At 62.4% G+C, this 15,715-nt stretch carries 15 protein-coding genes and 4 tRNA genes; 8 read left to right on the plus strand and 11 right to left on the minus strand.

Annotation, left to right across the window (positions count from 1 at the left end):
• From ACW5CM_RS07270 to ACW5CM_RS07285, 4 genes are all read right to left on the minus strand, one after another.
• Positions 1-2,252: RCC1 domain-containing protein (locus ACW5CM_RS07270; protein WP_457124638.1), on the minus strand; the 2,252-nt coding region annotated here is incomplete at its 3' end.
• A gap of 273 nt (positions 2,253-2,525) precedes the next feature.
• Positions 2,526-4,973, minus strand: a complete 2,448-nt coding sequence (locus ACW5CM_RS07275; protein ID WP_457124639.1) for an RCC1 domain-containing protein — start codon at positions 4,971-4,973, stop codon at positions 2,526-2,528.
• An 11-nt stretch (positions 4,974-4,984) separates the two neighbouring features.
• Positions 4,985-5,761, minus strand: coding sequence for an RCC1 domain-containing protein (locus tag ACW5CM_RS07280; protein WP_457124849.1), 777 nt, complete (start codon positions 5,759-5,761; stop codon positions 4,985-4,987).
• A gap of 134 nt (positions 5,762-5,895) precedes the next feature.
• Entirely contained in the window at positions 5,896-6,912 is a 1,017-nt protein-coding gene (locus ACW5CM_RS07285) for a glycosyltransferase (protein WP_457124640.1), read from the minus strand.
• Between the two features lie 409 nt (positions 6,913-7,321).
• Between ACW5CM_RS07285 and ACW5CM_RS07290 the strand changes: the two genes are divergently transcribed.
• Positions 7,322-7,927 (plus strand): TetR/AcrR family transcriptional regulator, encoded by a 606-nt coding sequence (locus tag ACW5CM_RS07290; protein ID WP_457124641.1) that lies wholly within the window; start codon positions 7,322-7,324, stop codon positions 7,925-7,927.
• Between the two features lie 258 nt (positions 7,928-8,185).
• Here the strand turns inward: ACW5CM_RS07290 and ACW5CM_RS07295 are convergent.
• The 3 genes from ACW5CM_RS07295 to ACW5CM_RS07305 all read right to left on the minus strand — a co-directional run bounded on the left by ACW5CM_RS07295 (position 8,186) and on the right by ACW5CM_RS07305 (position 8,477).
• Positions 8,186-8,257: transfer RNA gene (locus ACW5CM_RS07295), tRNA-Val, on the minus strand.
• A 27-nt stretch (positions 8,258-8,284) separates the two neighbouring features.
• Positions 8,285-8,355, minus strand: a tRNA-Cys gene (locus tag ACW5CM_RS07300).
• Between the two features lie 50 nt (positions 8,356-8,405).
• A tRNA-Gly gene (locus ACW5CM_RS07305) sits at positions 8,406-8,477 on the minus strand.
• A gap of 149 nt (positions 8,478-8,626) precedes the next feature.
• Between ACW5CM_RS07305 and ACW5CM_RS07310 the strand changes: the two genes are divergently transcribed.
• Positions 8,627-8,702: transfer RNA gene (locus ACW5CM_RS07310), tRNA-Val, on the plus strand.
• 15 nt (positions 8,703-8,717) lie between these two features.
• Here the strand turns inward: ACW5CM_RS07310 and ACW5CM_RS07315 are convergent.
• Together ACW5CM_RS07315 and ACW5CM_RS07320 are read right to left on the minus strand one after the other, a co-directional pair.
• The gene (locus tag ACW5CM_RS07315) at positions 8,718-10,076 is read right to left on the minus strand and encodes a tyrosine-type recombinase/integrase (RefSeq protein ID WP_457124642.1); all 1,359 of its coding nucleotides are present in this window, start codon (positions 10,074-10,076) and stop codon (positions 8,718-8,720) included.
• On the minus strand, positions 10,073-10,774 hold the full coding sequence (locus ACW5CM_RS07320) for a helix-turn-helix domain-containing protein (protein ID WP_457124643.1): 702 nt from the start codon (positions 10,772-10,774) through the stop codon (positions 10,073-10,075). Before ACW5CM_RS07320 ends, ACW5CM_RS07315 begins: the two co-directional genes overlap by 4 nt.
• Positions 10,775-10,885: 111 nt before the next feature.
• Between ACW5CM_RS07320 and ACW5CM_RS07325 the strand changes: the two genes are divergently transcribed.
• The 6 genes from ACW5CM_RS07325 (at position 10,886) to ACW5CM_RS07350 (ending at position 13,980) form a co-directional block, all read left to right on the plus strand.
• Complete coding sequence (locus ACW5CM_RS07325; protein ID WP_457124644.1) at positions 10,886-11,098, plus strand: helix-turn-helix domain-containing protein; 213 nt, start codon at positions 10,886-10,888, stop codon at positions 11,096-11,098.
• Positions 11,099-11,162: 64 nt separating this feature from the next.
• Positions 11,163-11,978 carry a hypothetical protein gene (locus tag ACW5CM_RS07330; protein ID WP_457124645.1) on the plus strand — a complete coding sequence of 272 codons (816 nt, stop codon included), beginning with the start codon at positions 11,163-11,165 and terminating at the stop codon, positions 11,976-11,978.
• Positions 11,979-12,141: 163 nt separating this feature from the next.
• Positions 12,142-12,429 (plus strand): hypothetical protein, encoded by a 288-nt coding sequence (locus ACW5CM_RS07335; RefSeq protein WP_457124646.1) that lies wholly within the window; start codon positions 12,142-12,144, stop codon positions 12,427-12,429.
• Complete coding sequence (locus ACW5CM_RS07340) at positions 12,426-12,845, plus strand: hypothetical protein (protein WP_457124647.1); 420 nt, start codon at positions 12,426-12,428, stop codon at positions 12,843-12,845. Before ACW5CM_RS07335 ends, ACW5CM_RS07340 begins: the two co-directional genes overlap by 4 nt.
• Complete coding sequence (locus ACW5CM_RS07345) at positions 12,842-13,327, plus strand: hypothetical protein (protein ID WP_457124648.1); 486 nt, start codon at positions 12,842-12,844, stop codon at positions 13,325-13,327. Before ACW5CM_RS07340 ends, ACW5CM_RS07345 begins: the two co-directional genes overlap by 4 nt.
• A complete protein-coding gene (locus ACW5CM_RS07350) occupies positions 13,324-13,980 on the plus strand; it encodes a hypothetical protein (protein ID WP_457124649.1) in 657 nt (218 codons plus the stop codon). Before ACW5CM_RS07345 ends, ACW5CM_RS07350 begins: the two co-directional genes overlap by 4 nt.
• Before the next feature lie 214 nt (positions 13,981-14,194).
• Here ACW5CM_RS07350 and ACW5CM_RS07355 read toward each other — a convergent pair whose 3' ends face one another.
• Positions 14,195-14,470 carry a hypothetical protein gene (locus tag ACW5CM_RS07355; protein ID WP_457124650.1) on the minus strand — a complete coding sequence of 92 codons (276 nt, stop codon included), beginning with the start codon at positions 14,468-14,470 and terminating at the stop codon, positions 14,195-14,197.
• A 46-nt stretch (positions 14,471-14,516) separates the two neighbouring features.
• Positions 14,517-15,659 (minus strand): hypothetical protein, encoded by a 1,143-nt coding sequence (locus ACW5CM_RS07360; RefSeq protein WP_457124651.1) that lies wholly within the window; start codon positions 15,657-15,659, stop codon positions 14,517-14,519.
• Positions 15,660-15,715 lie beyond the last annotated feature (56 nt).

Consider the following 15,715-nt stretch of genomic DNA (forward strand, 5'->3'; position numbering starts at 1 on the left):
GTCTCGACCGTAAACCTGGCCTCATCGCCCGCGGTTACCGCCTGGTCTTCAGGGTCAGTGACCGTCGGTGCCACCGGCGCTGCGGTCACCGTCAGCGTCGCCGGAGCACTGGTCACCGCATCAACACTGTTTTCGGCGGTCGCCCGATACTGGAAGCCAGACAATGCCTCGGTCGCCGCAATAGTCAACGTCTTTCCGTCATCACTGACCGTGCCGTCCGCTGCACCAACCGCACTCCAGGTGGCGCCGTCGTCGGTGCTGAACTCCCACAACAAGCTCGGCACCGGGGTTCCCGTCGTCTCGACCGTAAACCTGGCCTCATCGCCCGCGGTTACCGCCTGGTCTTCAGGGTCAGTGACCGTCGGTGCCACCGGCGCTGCGGTCACCGTCAATGTCGCCGGAGCACTGGTCACCGCATCAACACTGTTTTCGGCGGTCGCCCGATACTGGAAGCCAGACAATGCCTCGCTCGCGGCAATAGTCAACGTCTTTCCGTCATCACTGACCGTGCCGTCCGCTGCACCAACCGCACTCCAGGTGGCGCCGTCGTCGGTGCTGAACTCCCACAACAAGCTCGGTTCCGGGGTGCCCGTCGTCTCGACCGTAAACCTGGCCTCATCGCCCGCGGTTACCGCCTGGTCTTCAGGGTCAGTGACCGTCGGTGCTACCGGTGCTGCGGTCACCGTCAATGTCGCTGGAGCACTGGTCACCGCATCAACACTGTTTTCGGCTGTCGCCCGATACTGGAAGCCAGACAATGCCTCGCTCGCGGCAATAGTCAACGTCTTTCCGTCATCACTGACTGTGCCGTCCGCTGCACCAACCACACCCCAGGTGACGCCGTCGTCGGTGCTGAACTCCCACAACAAGCTCGGCACCGGGGTGCCTGTCGTCTCGACGGTAAACCTGGCCGCGTCCCCCGCCGTCACCACCTGGTCTTCAGGATCAGTAACCGTCGGAGCCACATCGGGAGCGACATAGGTGAACGCGTCCGCATACGTGATGTCTGGTTGCGCCACACCGTTCAGCTCCCACGACACAACAACATCAACTGGGCCAGCATCGTGAGGCGGAGTGGTCGCCGTCCATGACCCGTCGCCGTTATCCACGAGGTCGATCGCACCGCCCCCACCAAACCAAACACCCGTTACTGTCGCGTGTGTAAGGACCAGGGTCGGCACGTGACGGTCCACGTCTGTACCGTCACCCAACCGCCCGTCGCGGTAAGTTGACCAGGAATTGCCGTTGACTCCCCAGGCATACGCGGTACCGTCTGCAGTAACCGCGACCGAATGTCCATCGCCTGCACTCACCTGCGTAAAGGTCACCTCAGCAGGCATCCGTACCCGCACCGGCCTCCACACACCATCCGAGGGTCCGCCGATACCCAGCTGCCCGGACCGGTTGCCTCCCCAGGCATACGCGGCACCGTCTTCAGTAACCGCAACCGTAAAACGATGGCCTGCACTCACCTGCGTAAAAGTCACCCCATCAGGCATCTCCACCCGCACCGGCGCGTCACGCAGCTTGTCTGTGCCGTCCCCCAGCTCCCCGGCGATGTTGTATCCCCAGGCATACGCGGGACCGTCTTCAGTAAGCGCGACCGAATGCCACCTGCCTGCACTCACCTGCGTAAAGGACAGCCCAGCAGGCATCCGCACCCGCACCGGCGCCGACACCCAGCTGCTCGCGGTTGTGCCGATACCCAACTGCCCGTCCTTGTTATATCCCCAGCCATACGCGGCACCGTCTTCATCAAGCGCGACCGAATGCCAATTGCCTGCACTCACCTGCGTCAAAGACATCCCAAAAGGCACCTGCACCGGCACGTTACTGTTCGTGGTTGTACCGATACCCAGCTGCCCGTACTCGTTGTATCCCCAGGCATACGCGGTGCCGTCTGCAGTAACCGCGACCGAATGTGAGCCGCCTGCACTCACCTGCGTAATAGACACCCCATCAGGCATCTCCACCCGCACCGGCACGTAACGCCGCCTGTTTGTGCCGTCCCCCAGCTGCCCGTACTGGTTGTTTCCCCAGGCATACGCGGTACCGTCTTCAGTAACCGCGACCGAATGTTCGCCGCCTGCACTCACCTGCGTAAATTTCACCCCAGCGGGCATCTCCACCCGCACCGGCACCCTACTGATCACGCCTGTGCCGTCACCCAGCTGCCCGAAGCCGTTGTCTCCCCAGGCATACGCGGCACCGTCTGCAGCAAGCGCGACCGAATGATAATCGCCTGCACTCACCTGCGTAAAAGTCCCCCCAGCAGGTCGTTCAATCGTGACTTCGGTACCCCCTGTCACAGGTCCGTTCGCCGGATCTGGCGCCGCGTTCGCTGCGCCCCCCACCCCGACGAGCCCTACCGCCACACTCACAGCGAGCAGTCCCCGCAACACGTTACGCATCATCATTCAACAACCTTTTGTCGTTCTATCCGTATGGCGGCTCAACCTCGACCCAGAAAATAATGTGTGGCAGCGCGCATTCGTCCCGATACTTCGAACGAATGCGCCACACACCTACGCGTGCTTGCGCCGCGAGGCAAGTAGAAGACCAGCTCCAATTAACGCAAAGAGAACTGCTACCGCGATAGCCGGTACAGGATCACTGCCCGTGCGAGCTAGATCCGTTTCACCCACAGAGTCAGTCACCGGCGGAGCCACCGGATCAGTGACCGGCGGAATCACCGGCGCTGCAGACACCGTCAGCGTCGCCGGAGCACTGGTCACCGCATCAACACTGTTTTCGGCAGTAACCCGATACTGGGTTCCCGACAATGCTTCCGTCGCCGCAACAGTCAACGTCTTCCCGTCACCACTGACCGTGCCATCCGCTGTACCCACCGGACCCCAGGTGACACCGTCATCGGTGCTGAACTCCCACAACAAGCTCGGTTCCGGGGTTCCCGTCGCCTCAACTGTAAACATGGCAGCATCCCCCGCCGTCACCACCTGGTCTTCAGGATCAGTAACCGTCGGAGCCACCGGCACAGCAGTCACCGTCAGCGTCGCCGCTTCACTCGTCACCGCATCAACACTGTTTTCGGCAGTCACCCGATACAGCACTCCCGACAATGCCTCCGTCGCCGCAACAGTCAACGTCTTCCCGTCACCACTGACCGTGCCATCCGCTGCACCAACCGGACCCCAGGTGGCGCCGTCGTCGGTGCTGTACTCCCACAACAAGCTCGGCACCGGGGTTCCCGTCGTCTCGACCGTAAACATGGCAGCATCCCCCGCCGTCACCACCTGGTCTGCAGGATCAGTCACCGTCGGCGCCACCGGCACCGCAGCCACCGTCAACGTCGCCGCTTCACTCGTCACCGCATCAACACTGTTTTCGGCAGTCACCCGATACAGGGTTCCCGACAATGCTTCCGTCGCCGCAACAGTCAACGTCTTCCCGTCACCACTGACCGTGCCATCCGCTGCACCCACCGCACTCCAGGTGACGCCGTCGTCTGTGCTGAACTCCCACGTCACACCGGGTTCCGGGGTGCCCGTCGCCTCGACCGTAAACGTGGCAGCATCTCCCGCCGTCACCGCCTGGTCTGCAGGATCAGTAACCGTCGGTGCCACCGGCACCGCAGACACCGTCAGCGTCGCCGCATTACTCGTCACCGCACCAACCGTGTTTTCGGCAGTCGCCCGATACTGGGTTCCCGACAATGCTTCGGTCGCGGTAACGGTCAGGGTCTTTCCGTCATCACGGACCGTGCCGTCCGTTGCAGTGACCGCGCTCCAGGTGCTTCCGTCGTCGGTGCTGTACTCCCACAACAAGCTCGGTTCCGGAGTGCCCGTCGTCTCGACCGTAAACGTGGCAGCATCTCCCGCGGTGACCGCCTGGTCTTCAGGGTCAGCAACCGTCGGTGCCACCGGCGCTGCAGTCACCGTCAGCGTCGCCGCAGCACTCGTCACCACACCAACCGTGTTTTCGGCTGTTGCCCGATACTGGAAGCCAGACAATGCCTCGGTCGTCGTAACGGTCAGGGTCTTTCCGTCACTACTGACCGTGCCATCCGCTGCACCAACCGCACTCCAGGCACTTCCGTCATCGGCGCTGAACTCCCACGACACACCGGGTTCCGGGGTGCCCGTCGCCTCAACCGTAAACATGGCCGCGTCCCCCGCGGTGACCTCCTGGTCTTCAGGGTCAGTGACTGTCGGTGCCACATCGGGAACGACATAGGTGAACGCGTCCGCGTACCTGATGTCTGGTTGGGCCACATCGTTCCGCGCCCACGACACAACAACATCAACTGGGCCAGCAGCGTGAGGCGGAGTGGTGGCCGTCCACGATCCGTCGTCGTTGTCCACAAGATTGGTTGCGCTGTCCCCACCAAACGAAACACCCGTTACTGTCGTAAGCGTAAGAACCGGCACCGGCGTTTCACGGTCCACGCGTCTGCCGTCACCGAGCTGCCCGTAGTTGTTGTGTCCCCAGGCATACGCGGTACCGTCTGCAGTGACCGCGAGCGAATGCCCAGAGCCTGCACTCATTTGTGTAAAGGTGACCTCAGCAGGCATCTGCACCCGCACCGGCACACTACTGTCCCTGGTTTTACCGTCACCCCGCTGCCCGTAGTTGTTGTATCCCCAGGCATACGCGGTACCGTCTGCAAGAACCGCGACCGAATGTGAATATGCTGCACTCACCTGCGTAACAGTCACCTCAGCAGGCATCTCCACCCGCACCGGCACACTACTGTCCCTGGTTTTACCGTCACCCCGCTGCCCGAAGTAGTTGCTTCCCCAGGCATACGCGGTACCGTTTTTAGCAAGCGCGACCGAATGAGAATCGCCTGCACTCACCTGCGTAACAGTCGCCCCAGCAGGCATCTCCACCCGCACCGGCACACTACTATTCGTGAATTTATCGTCACCCAGCTGCCCGTAGCGGTTGCTTCCCCAGGCATACGCGGTACCGTTTTTAGCAAGCGCGACCGAATGAGAATCGCCTGCACTCACCTGCGTAACAGTCACCCCAGCAGGCATCTCCACCCGCACCGGNAGGCATACGCGGTACCGTTTTTAGCAAGCGCGACCGAATGAGAATCGCCTGCACTCACCTGCGTAACAGTCACCCCAGCAGGCATCTCCACCCGCACCGGCACACTACGGCTCGTGAATTTATCGTCACCCAGCTGCCCGTAGTTGTTGTATCCCCAGGCATACGCGGTACCGTCTGCAGTGACCGCGAGCGAATGCCCAGAGCCTGCACTCACTTGTGTAAAGGTGACCTCAGCAGGCACCCGCACCGGCACACTACTGGTCCTGGTTGCGCCGTCACCCAGCTGCCCGCGGTTGTTGGATCCCCAAGCATACGCGGTACCGTCTGCCGCAAGCGCGAGCGAATGCCCTAAGCCTGCACTCACTTGTGTAAAGGTGACCTCAGCAGGCATCTGCACCTGCACCGGCACACTACTGGTCCTGGTTGTGTCGTCACCTAGCTGCCCGTCGCGGTTGTTTCCCCAGGCATACGCGGTACCGTCTGCAGCAAGCGCAACCGTATGTGCATTGCCTGCGCTGACCTGTGTAAAGGTCACCTCGGGAGGTGGTTCGACCGTGATCTCGGTGCCCCCTGTTGCAGGGCCGCTCGCCGGGGCGAGCACCGCACTCGTCGGTGTCGGCGCAGCGTTCGCCGGATCTGGCGCCGCGTTTGCCGGATCTGGCGCCGCGTTTGCCGCGGCTCCCACGCCGACAAACCCTACCGCCACACTCACAGCGAGCAGTCCCCGCAACACGTTACGCAACATCACTCAACAACCTTTTGTCGTTCTATCCATATGGAGGCTCGCCTGAGAACCAGAAAATAGCGTGTGACAGCACGCAGCCTTCAGCAGGGCAGTCGGCAAGGCCCGATCCGCCACGAAACCACGCCCACGCATACTCACTCCTGTACCGTCTTCGGTACCAGTGTTTCGAGCACTGTTTCCAGGCCTGCGAGCCCGGTCGACGCTTCGATTTCCGCGCCAATCTTCCGGGTGCGTTCGGCGTAGCCTGGGTCTGCGAGCACCCGCCGCACCGCCGAACCCACCTGTTCGGGCGTTGGCCGGTTCGTGCGCAGACGCACCCCAGTACCCGTCCACTGCACACGGGCAGCGACCTCGGCCTTGTCTTCGGTCGCACCCGCAACGACGAGTGGCACCCCATGCTCGAGCGCGTAATGCACTCCGCCGTACCCGCCGTTACTCACATACACGTCCGTAAGAGGCAGGAGCCTGTCGTGTGGCAGGTACTCGGCCACTCGCACGTTCGCAGGTAGTGGCGATGGGAGGGTCGAAAGTGGCCGCCCACCCGTGCTGACGACCACGAGTACATCATCGTCAGCGAGCGCAGTCATAGTGGGGGTGATGAGTTCGTCGTAGTCAGTGTTCGCGATCGTGCCCTGACTCACGTGCACCACAGGCCGCGACCCATCAAGCTCAGACCACCACTCCGGCAACACACCATCACTCTTCGTGGCACGAGACAGGGGGCCCACGAAGTGCACGGTCTCTGGCAGGTCGCTTCGTTCGTACTCAAAACCCGGAACAGTGAACTGCACAATCGCATCAGCCCGCGAAGCGCCCGACATAAAGAACCCGTCAGGTTCTTTCCCCGTCGCCTCCAACAAGATCTGCTCGGCCTGTTTCTGCACCCCACCAAAGATGAGTTTCTTCGTGAGCACATCAAGCACAGCATTACGCACCCGCCCCAGCGCGCCAGGCCTCGGAAGAATCCCCAAACCAAACGGGGCCGTGTCGCGGCTTTCCACCCCCAACGGAATGATTCCAAGATTCACAATCGCGGGCCGCTCTGCACGGGGCCTCGAGAGCAACCCCACAGCCCCAATAAACATGCTCTCAACGAGGATCGCATCGACCGGCTCCTGCGCGATCGCGTCATCGACTGCGCGAATCTGCATCGGCGCGGGTTTCAAGAAAATATTGCTCACGTCCCAGCGAATCCCCGCCACCCCGGTCTTCCCGACCCGGCCAGGGAACGCGACATTCATATCTGTGTCGTCGTAGTCCGCCCCTGTTGGGAGCGCCAGAAACTCAGCCCCGGTGCTCCGCACCCGGTCAGCGTAACGCTGCCCAGTCAAGAAACGCACCCGATGACCTTGCTGCACGAGATAACGCGAAACCGCAAGCAACGGTGTCACGTGACCATGAACAGGAGTACTGCAGATCAGGAACGAGCTCATGCACGACTTTCGCTAGAGGGCAGACCACGGTAATCTTTCTAATGAAATTAGTATTCACTGCACCTGGAGGCAAGTCAATATGCCTGGTCAGGAACCACGCCCGCGCACCCGCCGATATCAATCCGAGGTGCGCACAAACCAAGCCGCCGCAACACGGTCCCGAATCTTGGATGCCGCAGCCGCCCTGTTCACCGTCGCCGGCTACACCGGCACCTCACTCGCCGACATCGCGCACGCAGCGGGCGTCTCCGTCGAAACAGTGAAGCTCGGCGGACCCAAACACCGCCTCCTGCTTGACGCATTCACACACAGCTTTGCCGGCAGCGACGACATTGCATCGCTCGCCAGTCACGGCCCAGTCGCCGAGATTACCGCTGAAATCGACAACACCCGCTACCTCGCAGGCATCGCGCACTTTGTAGCGGAATCGAACCGACGCAGTAGCATTCTCTGGACGGCACTCCTGTCAGCAGCCAGATCCGACGCTCTCCTCCGCAAAGAACTCGACGGGCTGCAACAACGCCGCCGCGCAGACATGCTCGTACTCGTTGACGAACTCCGCCGCCGCGGACTCGCGGAAACTGACCGGCCACGAGAAGCGGTCGCGGATAGCATCTCATTCATCCTGTCGCCCGAAGGATACAACCAGCTCGTACACGGCTCGGGCTGGAGCCAACCCGACTACGAAACCTGGCTCGCACGCACCGTACTCCACGTCTGCGCCCGAGACTGACCACCACAGCCACCGGCCGGAACCGATACCCAGCAGATGTCCAGGCATCCGAGTGCGTCGCGCCGCAGACTCCTGCCTCGAGACTGATGAAAGCCCCACAGCAACGACTCACCCCGCGATACTGGGGCGGCGCAAGACTAAAACCAACAGCAATCATGAAACTGCCTGAAACGGCGAAAAACCCCGACCAACAGACAATAGCTGTTCATCAGGGTTCCTTGACGTTCACCCGCGATAGTGTCGGTTACTTGTCGTTTGTGCGCGATACTGGGATCGAACCAGTGACCTCTTCCGTGTCAGGGAAGCGCGCTACCGCTGCGCCAATCGCGCCTATACAGGCTATTCAGTTGTGCCGTGAGGTGGCGACGGGATTCGAACCCGTGTAAACGGCTTTGCAGGCCGGTGCCTAGCCGCTCGGCCACGCCACCGTGAGGTGGATTCCCACATGTATATTTCTCCGAGGAGATTTGTACATTCGAGCGGATGACGAGATTCGAACTCGCGACCCTCACCTTGGCAAGGTGATGCGCTACCACTGCGCTACATCCGCGTTGTGTTCCGGCTGACCGGGCACTTGTAAAACAATAGCCGAGGATTCGCGAGGTGTAAAACTCGACACGGATCTCGCGCGTGTCTCGCGTTCTGGTCAGATCCGATCCTCTGGTTCCGGTAGTATCGATTTTCGACCACACAGGTTATGGGCGATTGGCGCAGTTGGTAGCGCGCTTCCTTCACACGGAAGAGGTCGTGGGTTCAAGTCCCGCATCGCCCACCAAAGGGAACCGCGTAATCACGCGGAAACCCCTACTCCCCCAGCGTCGACAGACGCGATCTCACTGCTCTGGTTGTGCACCATGTGTGCACCCGCTCTTGGGACGAGCGCCGCGACGGCCTCAGCAGCGTTGCGGGCACGGTCGCCGATCAGGTGCGTGTACACGTCGGACGTGATGACGACCGACGAGTGTCGCAGCCGCTTCGACGTCAGAGCGATGTCGGCGCCACTCGCGAGCATCAGCGACGCATGCATGTGCCGCAGTCCGTGCATCTTGATCCAGGACAGCGGCGGCTGAGGCTGCTCGCCGCGTGCGACGCGTTCGGCATTCTCGGCGGTGATCGTCGCGTTCGTCGCAGCCCACACGGGCTTGAACACGTTCTTCAGTACGTAGTCGCGACGCAGCGGTCGTCCGTCTTCGTGGGTGAAGACGTAGCCGCTGTTCTGCCAGAGTTCGCCGAGCCGGGCGCGGTCGCCCTGCTGGGTGATCTGCCAGGCGACGAGCGCGCCGACGGTCTGGTCTTCCAGATCAATGCTCCCTTGACTTTCTTCGGTCTTCGGCTCTTTCTCTTCGACCTTGCCGTCGACGATCGTGCGCGTCCACCGCACCGTGAGCGTGCGGGTCGCGAGGTCGATGTCGATCCATCGAAGTCCTGCCAACTCGGCGGGTCGCAGTCCGGTGAACATCGCTACTTCGAGGATGACACCGAGCCGATGCTTGACGGCATGGTCGAGGAACCGACCGGCTTGGGCGGGTGACCACGGTTCGAACTTCGCGCGTCTCTCTTTCGGGAACACCACGCCGTTGGCAGGATTCGCCGGTATGAGGTCGCCCCGCACGGCTGCGGTGAACGCGCTGGATATCCCTCGGTGCGCTTTCTTGACTGTCGGCACACCGCGACCGGCAGCGAGCATGTCGTTGGCGAAGCGCTGGACGTCTGCTCGCCTGATGTCGCTGAGTCTCATTCGCCCGAGCGCGCTCGGCGCGACGTCGTTCGCGAAGTAGCGCCCGTAGGCCGATCGAAGCCCTGCCGATAGGCCGCTGGTTTCCAGCCACTCGTCGCACCACTGAGCGAACTGGGTGCGGTTCGTCTCGCGGAACTGTCCGGTATCGTGCTCGCTCTTCGCCTTCGCGTAGGCCGACTGTGCCGCGCGCTTGCTGCTGAAGTTCGCGACGCGGGTCTGTAGCCGCTTCATCTTCTTGGTCTTCGGATCGAAGCCGAATCCCCGGCTGAGGTAGTAGCCCCATTTGCCGTGCTTCGGATCGCCGAGCAGCGTCGGGCACGCTCGTGCCGTCTGCTGCTCGGTCGCGTTCTCGGGCAGGTTGCCGTATGGCTTGCCGCTCTCGTCGCGGCATGAGCATCTGCGATAGATCATGATCTCCCTCTCTTTTGGTTGGCTGTCTTGGACGGGACCATCTCACGATCCGACGACTCGCGCGAGCATGAGCGTGAGCGTGCGCGCCAGAGTCGCGGGTCGAGCGTGAGATCGGCGTCGAGAGCGTCGCGAGCAGCCACCATGCCGGGCGTCGGATTAGCTGCGGCGTACGCCTCGTAACCCTCGAAGTTCTCGGGGGGCCTGAACTCGAACAACTCGACTACGTAGTCGGCATGGTCGCGCAGCCGCTTGCCCTGGATGCGCTCGATCCGTTCGCGCAGCGCGGCGCTGTTCTCGACACGTCGTCGAACGGCGTCCATCGCGGTCACGTAGCGATCCCACGCGTTGCGTACGTCAGCGAGCGCATCCCCCGCGTTCTCGAAGTACGACCATGCGCGGGCGTCTGGCTCTTCCCCCGGTGCACGCAGGAATGCGTCGATCTCGACCGGGTCAGTACCTCCGAAGGTCACCGGCTCATCGCTTTTCATGAGGTCGGCGATCGTGCAACCGAGTGCTGCGGCGAGTGCGAACAGGTCGGCGACGGTGCAGTGTCGACTGCCCGTCTCGATCGAGTAGATGGTGTTCCGAGTGAATCGCAGATCAGCGCTCACCTTGCTAGCCAGTTCCTTTTGGCTGTCTCCGATGCTCTGGCGCAGCGTCTTCACGTTGCCGCCGACGACCTCGTCGATGCTCTTCATCCCGGCCCTCCGTCCGATGCTGGATATTCGTGCATGTGCCAGATTATCACGAAGTGTCTCCGATCCTCATCTACGATCACCAAGTCGAACCGCACGAGAAGGAGACACACCATGACCACGAACGAACCGCGAGAGGGCGCGCTGACCCTTGACGACATCCGTAGCCGACCGAGTCTGACTGTCGAAGAGGCCGGGCGCGTGTTCGGGCTAGGCAGGGTCAGTGCGTACCGCGCCGTGCGTGACGGCTCGATCCCGAGTCTCAGAATCAATAACCGCATCTGCGTGCCGACGCCGCGTCTGCTCGCCCTATTGGGCGAGGGCTGATCGACGAACACCACCAACTCACTCGACGGAGGGCGAGCACATGGGCTTCAAGACCCTAGAGCGCATGAAGACCGCGCTGCTGACGACGACGACGACGCCGCTCGAACGCACAGTGCTGCTCGACATGGCGGTCGCGGTCAACGACGACGCTCTCGTCTACTCGTGGGGACACGACCGGCTTGCGCAGGCGATCGGGAAGGCTCCCGGGAGCACTGCTGCAAAGCAGGCGCTCAGCGTGCGCATTCTTCCTTCGTTGATCGCGAAGGGACTCATCAGCGTGAAGTCAGCAGCGCACCGGGGACACCGCGCCGAGTACGAACTGCTCGTGCTTCAGCAGCCGGAAATGGGCAACGGTTCTCGCGGCGGTGCCCGCCCCCCGATGTCACGCGTGACTCACGACGAAGCGGAAATGGGTAACGGTTCTGAGAGCAAAAGGGTAACGGTTCCGGAGGGAATGGGTAACGCTCACCGTTACCCCTCTACCTATTCACTACCAATTACTCCAACCTCTCGGGCGCAACGCGATGCGTCGCGCGCTGATGATGCTGATGATGTCGTCTCAGCGATCGAGAGCGGTGACACCTTCAACGTGGGCGGCATGGGTAACCGACGCTCCGACGCTCAGGTGTCACTGCTCAGTGATCTGCACATCTTTGCGACGCGACGAGTTCCGGGCCGCCGCACCGTCGAGCAGTTCCACGCATTCACGAACGATGACTTCACCGCCGCAAAGTCTGAGTACTGGCGACGCATCGAGGATCACGGGCGCGGCCCTGCCTACGACGGCCCCGAGCCGGGCGATCCCGCGTATGAGCATCTGAGCGCACGCGGCCGACGGTGGGCAGATGTCGGACTACTACCAGGGGAGATGAGCGCATGAGTCTCACGCTCGCAGGGCTGCTGCTGCTCTACGCAGCGCTCGCCGGGTGGCTCACGATGACCGCTCCTGCACCACGTGTGAGACAGCATCCACGGAAACCGCAGATCAGAACAGGTAGGCGCTTCATACGCCCTGAAGCGCTCGACGAGAGGAAGACGACGACATGACCACCACAGCGAACGGTGCGGCACTCGAACGTGCTGCCCTCGTCGAGCGTGCTCGTCGCGTCATAGCGACGCCAGAGCGCGCGAGCCTGCACACTGCACGCCAACTGCGACGTCGCGCGCTCAGCGGCTATAAGAACACCCTCGACCAGTTGCGGCCCCAGCAGTACAGCGCAGTGAAGGCGTACGCAGCAGCGCTCAGCGCAGAGGCAGCAGCCAACCGTGCCGAAGCGAACGAACTGCGCGACCTGCTCGCCTCGATCCTCGGCATCGGGGGTCAGCGATGACCACGGGCTATCGACGCATGCACGAGATGCTCGTGCGCGAGTTCGGCAGCGCAGTCGGGCGCCCATGCGTCGCGCCAGGTTGCACGCGTCTCGCTGACGGCTGGGGACTCGTCGGCGAAGCGTCGCACTACGGCGAGAAAGGCGGCGACGACAAGATCGTGCGCTGGTCAACCGACCCGAACGACTACGCCCCAGTCTGCTACAGCCACAACGCGCAGTTGGATCGCGGCGGCGACTGGCAGCACTGCCCACGCGGGCACTACCGACTCACGTGGGGAACCGACACGAAGAGCGAGTGCCGGGGATGCGCACGTGACCGACATCGCGCTCGCCGAGCCGACCCCGCATATCGGGCGCGCGAATACGCACGCGAGCGTGAGAATCGCGCCCGCAGAACGAACGGAAAGAAGAGATGACCGAACCTGAGCACGGCGGCGACCGCCACAGCGTGCCCGCACGCTACATAGCAGCACAGCGAGCCGACGAAGCACTGCGCCTGCGTCTGCTGCGCCTGTCGTATCGAGACATCGCGAAGAAGGTCGGCTACGCGAACCCTGGCAGCGCATATCGCGCCGTTGAGCGTGCACTGAAGAACCTGCCGCGAGAGAACGCGACAGCGCTGCGCACTCAGGAACTCGAAACGCTCGACGTCGCACAGCGCGCGATCATGCGCATGGTGCTCACCGGGCATCTCGGCGCGATCGACCGGATGCTGCGACTCATGGACGCACGTGCACGCCTCGCAGGCCTGTACACGATCCCGGACGACAGCGGCGTCGACGAGTTCAAGACCGTCTTGAAGGCATGGGCGATGACGCTCGTGACTGAGGTCGACGCCGACGAAGAACGTCTGTCTCGCACAAGCGAGCAGATCACCGAGAGAGAGGAACAATCGTGAACAACACGAGCCGATTCGCTGCTGCCGTGCGCGGCTACCGCGATGAGATGAAGGCCGCGATGCAGATCAGCGACGACAGCCTGAGCGCAACCGGCCTGGGTGAGCGCCAGAGCGCCGCTTTCGCTGCCGCGAAGGCACGCCTGCTTGCTGCCGTACCCGCGCTCCCGAAGGGCGCGCAGAGCCGCGAGAGCGTGCTCGCCGGGATGGGTGCGAAGTCTGCTGACCAGATCGCGCGCATGCAGCACGAGCAGGCGAAGGTGCGCGCCATGCTGGACGCGGGGCGCGCGCTGGGGCAGATCATCGCTGACGCAGACGATGTGCGAGCGCTCGCCGTCGCTGATCTCGTCGAGACGCTGCCGCAGGTGCTCGACTCGAACAGCGGTGCCGAGATCGTCGCTGAGGTTCGCGGGCTGGTCTTCGACCGGCTGGCCGATCTCGGCGTCGACGCTGCTGCGAGTGTGCGTGACGTCGAGCAGCAGAACGCGCCCACGATCGCCTGGCATCGTGCGATGACCGAGACGGCGGAGGGCAGCGACGCGAGCATCGCAGCGTGGCAGGACGTCTACCGCGTCGATGCTGCGGGCTACGAGATCGCCCGCGAGGGCTTCGACGGGCGCGTCGACGAGTGGGCGCGTCGCCTCGATCTCGCTTAGAGTGCGCAGGCGGCGTCGTGTTGGTCATCCACGACGCCGCCCAGCGGGGTAGACGGTTGTCAGCCACACGATTTCATCACGGAGACGATCGCAAGGCGCTAGATCATGAAGATTCCGGTCACGATCGGGTGCACAACGGGTGCGCTAGCACTGGGAAAACCGCTGATCAGACAGGTAGGCGCTTCACTCGGGATGAAGCGACACCGCGTAGTACCTATTCGTTGACTGCCGTCTCGGCGTACCGGTGCAAGCGCCCTTCGATATCTGTCCTAGTCCTGGTCAGTTGGGCGAGCAGCAGTTGTTCGGCGTCAGACAGTGGCCCGACATCCGTGATCTTTGAGAGAAGGTTGTCGATGCTCTCGGAGAGCGCACCCACAGCCAGATTTGCTGCCGTGTTGAACCCACTATTGAAGGCATCTTCGACGTGGCTCCTTGCGCCTTGTCTCAGCGCATCGGTGAAGAAGTCAAGGAATCGGTTGTCCCGCGGCATGGTGCTCCTTGGTCGTGTGCTGTTCTCGAAGTTGTGCTCGCGGCAGTTAGAACGATTGGACGATCTGTCGATACTTCTCACGTGCGGATTCGCGAACAGTCGGCTTATTCAGCACGTCGATCACGTGGCGCGCAAAATCACGGTTCTGCTCGGCGGACGACGAGTTCGCCCTAGCCTGGACAACGAGCTCGTCATAGTCGATGTACCTGTAGTTCACGTTCACGCCATGCAACGTGTCTGCCGTGGGGAGTCCGCGCGTGGCTCGGCTGTGCGCGACGAACACCACATCTACCGTCCAATTCGTCGCCTCATCAATCGCCGCCCATGACTCTCGTAACCGCTGTTCAAGAACTCGCGCAAGTGATCGTTGATGATTCGCTACATAGGTCGCTGAGAGAAACCCACCGTGTGCCTCGACCGCGATCGCGCGCCGCCCATTGACATCGGCGAACTCGACATCGCCAAGTTTGCGTCGACTCAGATTGGAGGCATTGACGCCGTCACCAAGCCCGTGAGGGCGCCACCTTGCATCGCTGTATGCGAGGGCAGCAATACAGTCGACGACTCGTTGCTCGATGACGCCTTGCGTGTGCGTCTCGTGCGCGATCACGTGGTCGATGAAGTCTGAAAACAGTGTGCCTGAGACATCCCGGTCGAGTAGCAATGGGGTGGTCGAGTGAAGTTCGATCGCGCGCATCAACCAGGCACGCAGCACTCGCGCGACCGACCTTCGGGGAAGGTACGGAAGGGCCTCAAGCGCGGCAAGTAGCGCAACCAGCGCATGTGCATCGTCGCCGCCTCGGCTTCGCGCCCATGCGTTGCTCAGCGATTCGAGCGCTTTGGCATTGTTGAGTACCGCATTGCCGGTCTCGGTAGAGTACCGAGCAAAGAGCGCGTCGCCGACCTTCCCACGCGGTGAGAATTCATACAGATACGTCGCCGGATGATCGTAGAACTCGAGCGACGTCAAGCACCAGTGGAATATCTGGAGATACGGCCAGGTCAACTCGGCTCCGGGCTGGTTCCACTTGCTCAACCGGTTAAGGAGCAGCGCGATGTCGATTTCCGGAATCCATGGAGCGACTTCTTCAGCAGAAATCTCGCTCGCCTCCGCTAGATCCGAATCGGGAAATAGGTTGAGCGAGCGGAGTTGATCCGCGTCCCACATCGTCTGGGTGACGGCGGTCACGTCGAGTGAGGGAAGTTTGCCGAGGCTTCGTGCGACTACTTGAATTGACGCGTAAG

Source organism: Microbacterium wangyouchuni, assembly GCF_054072595.1.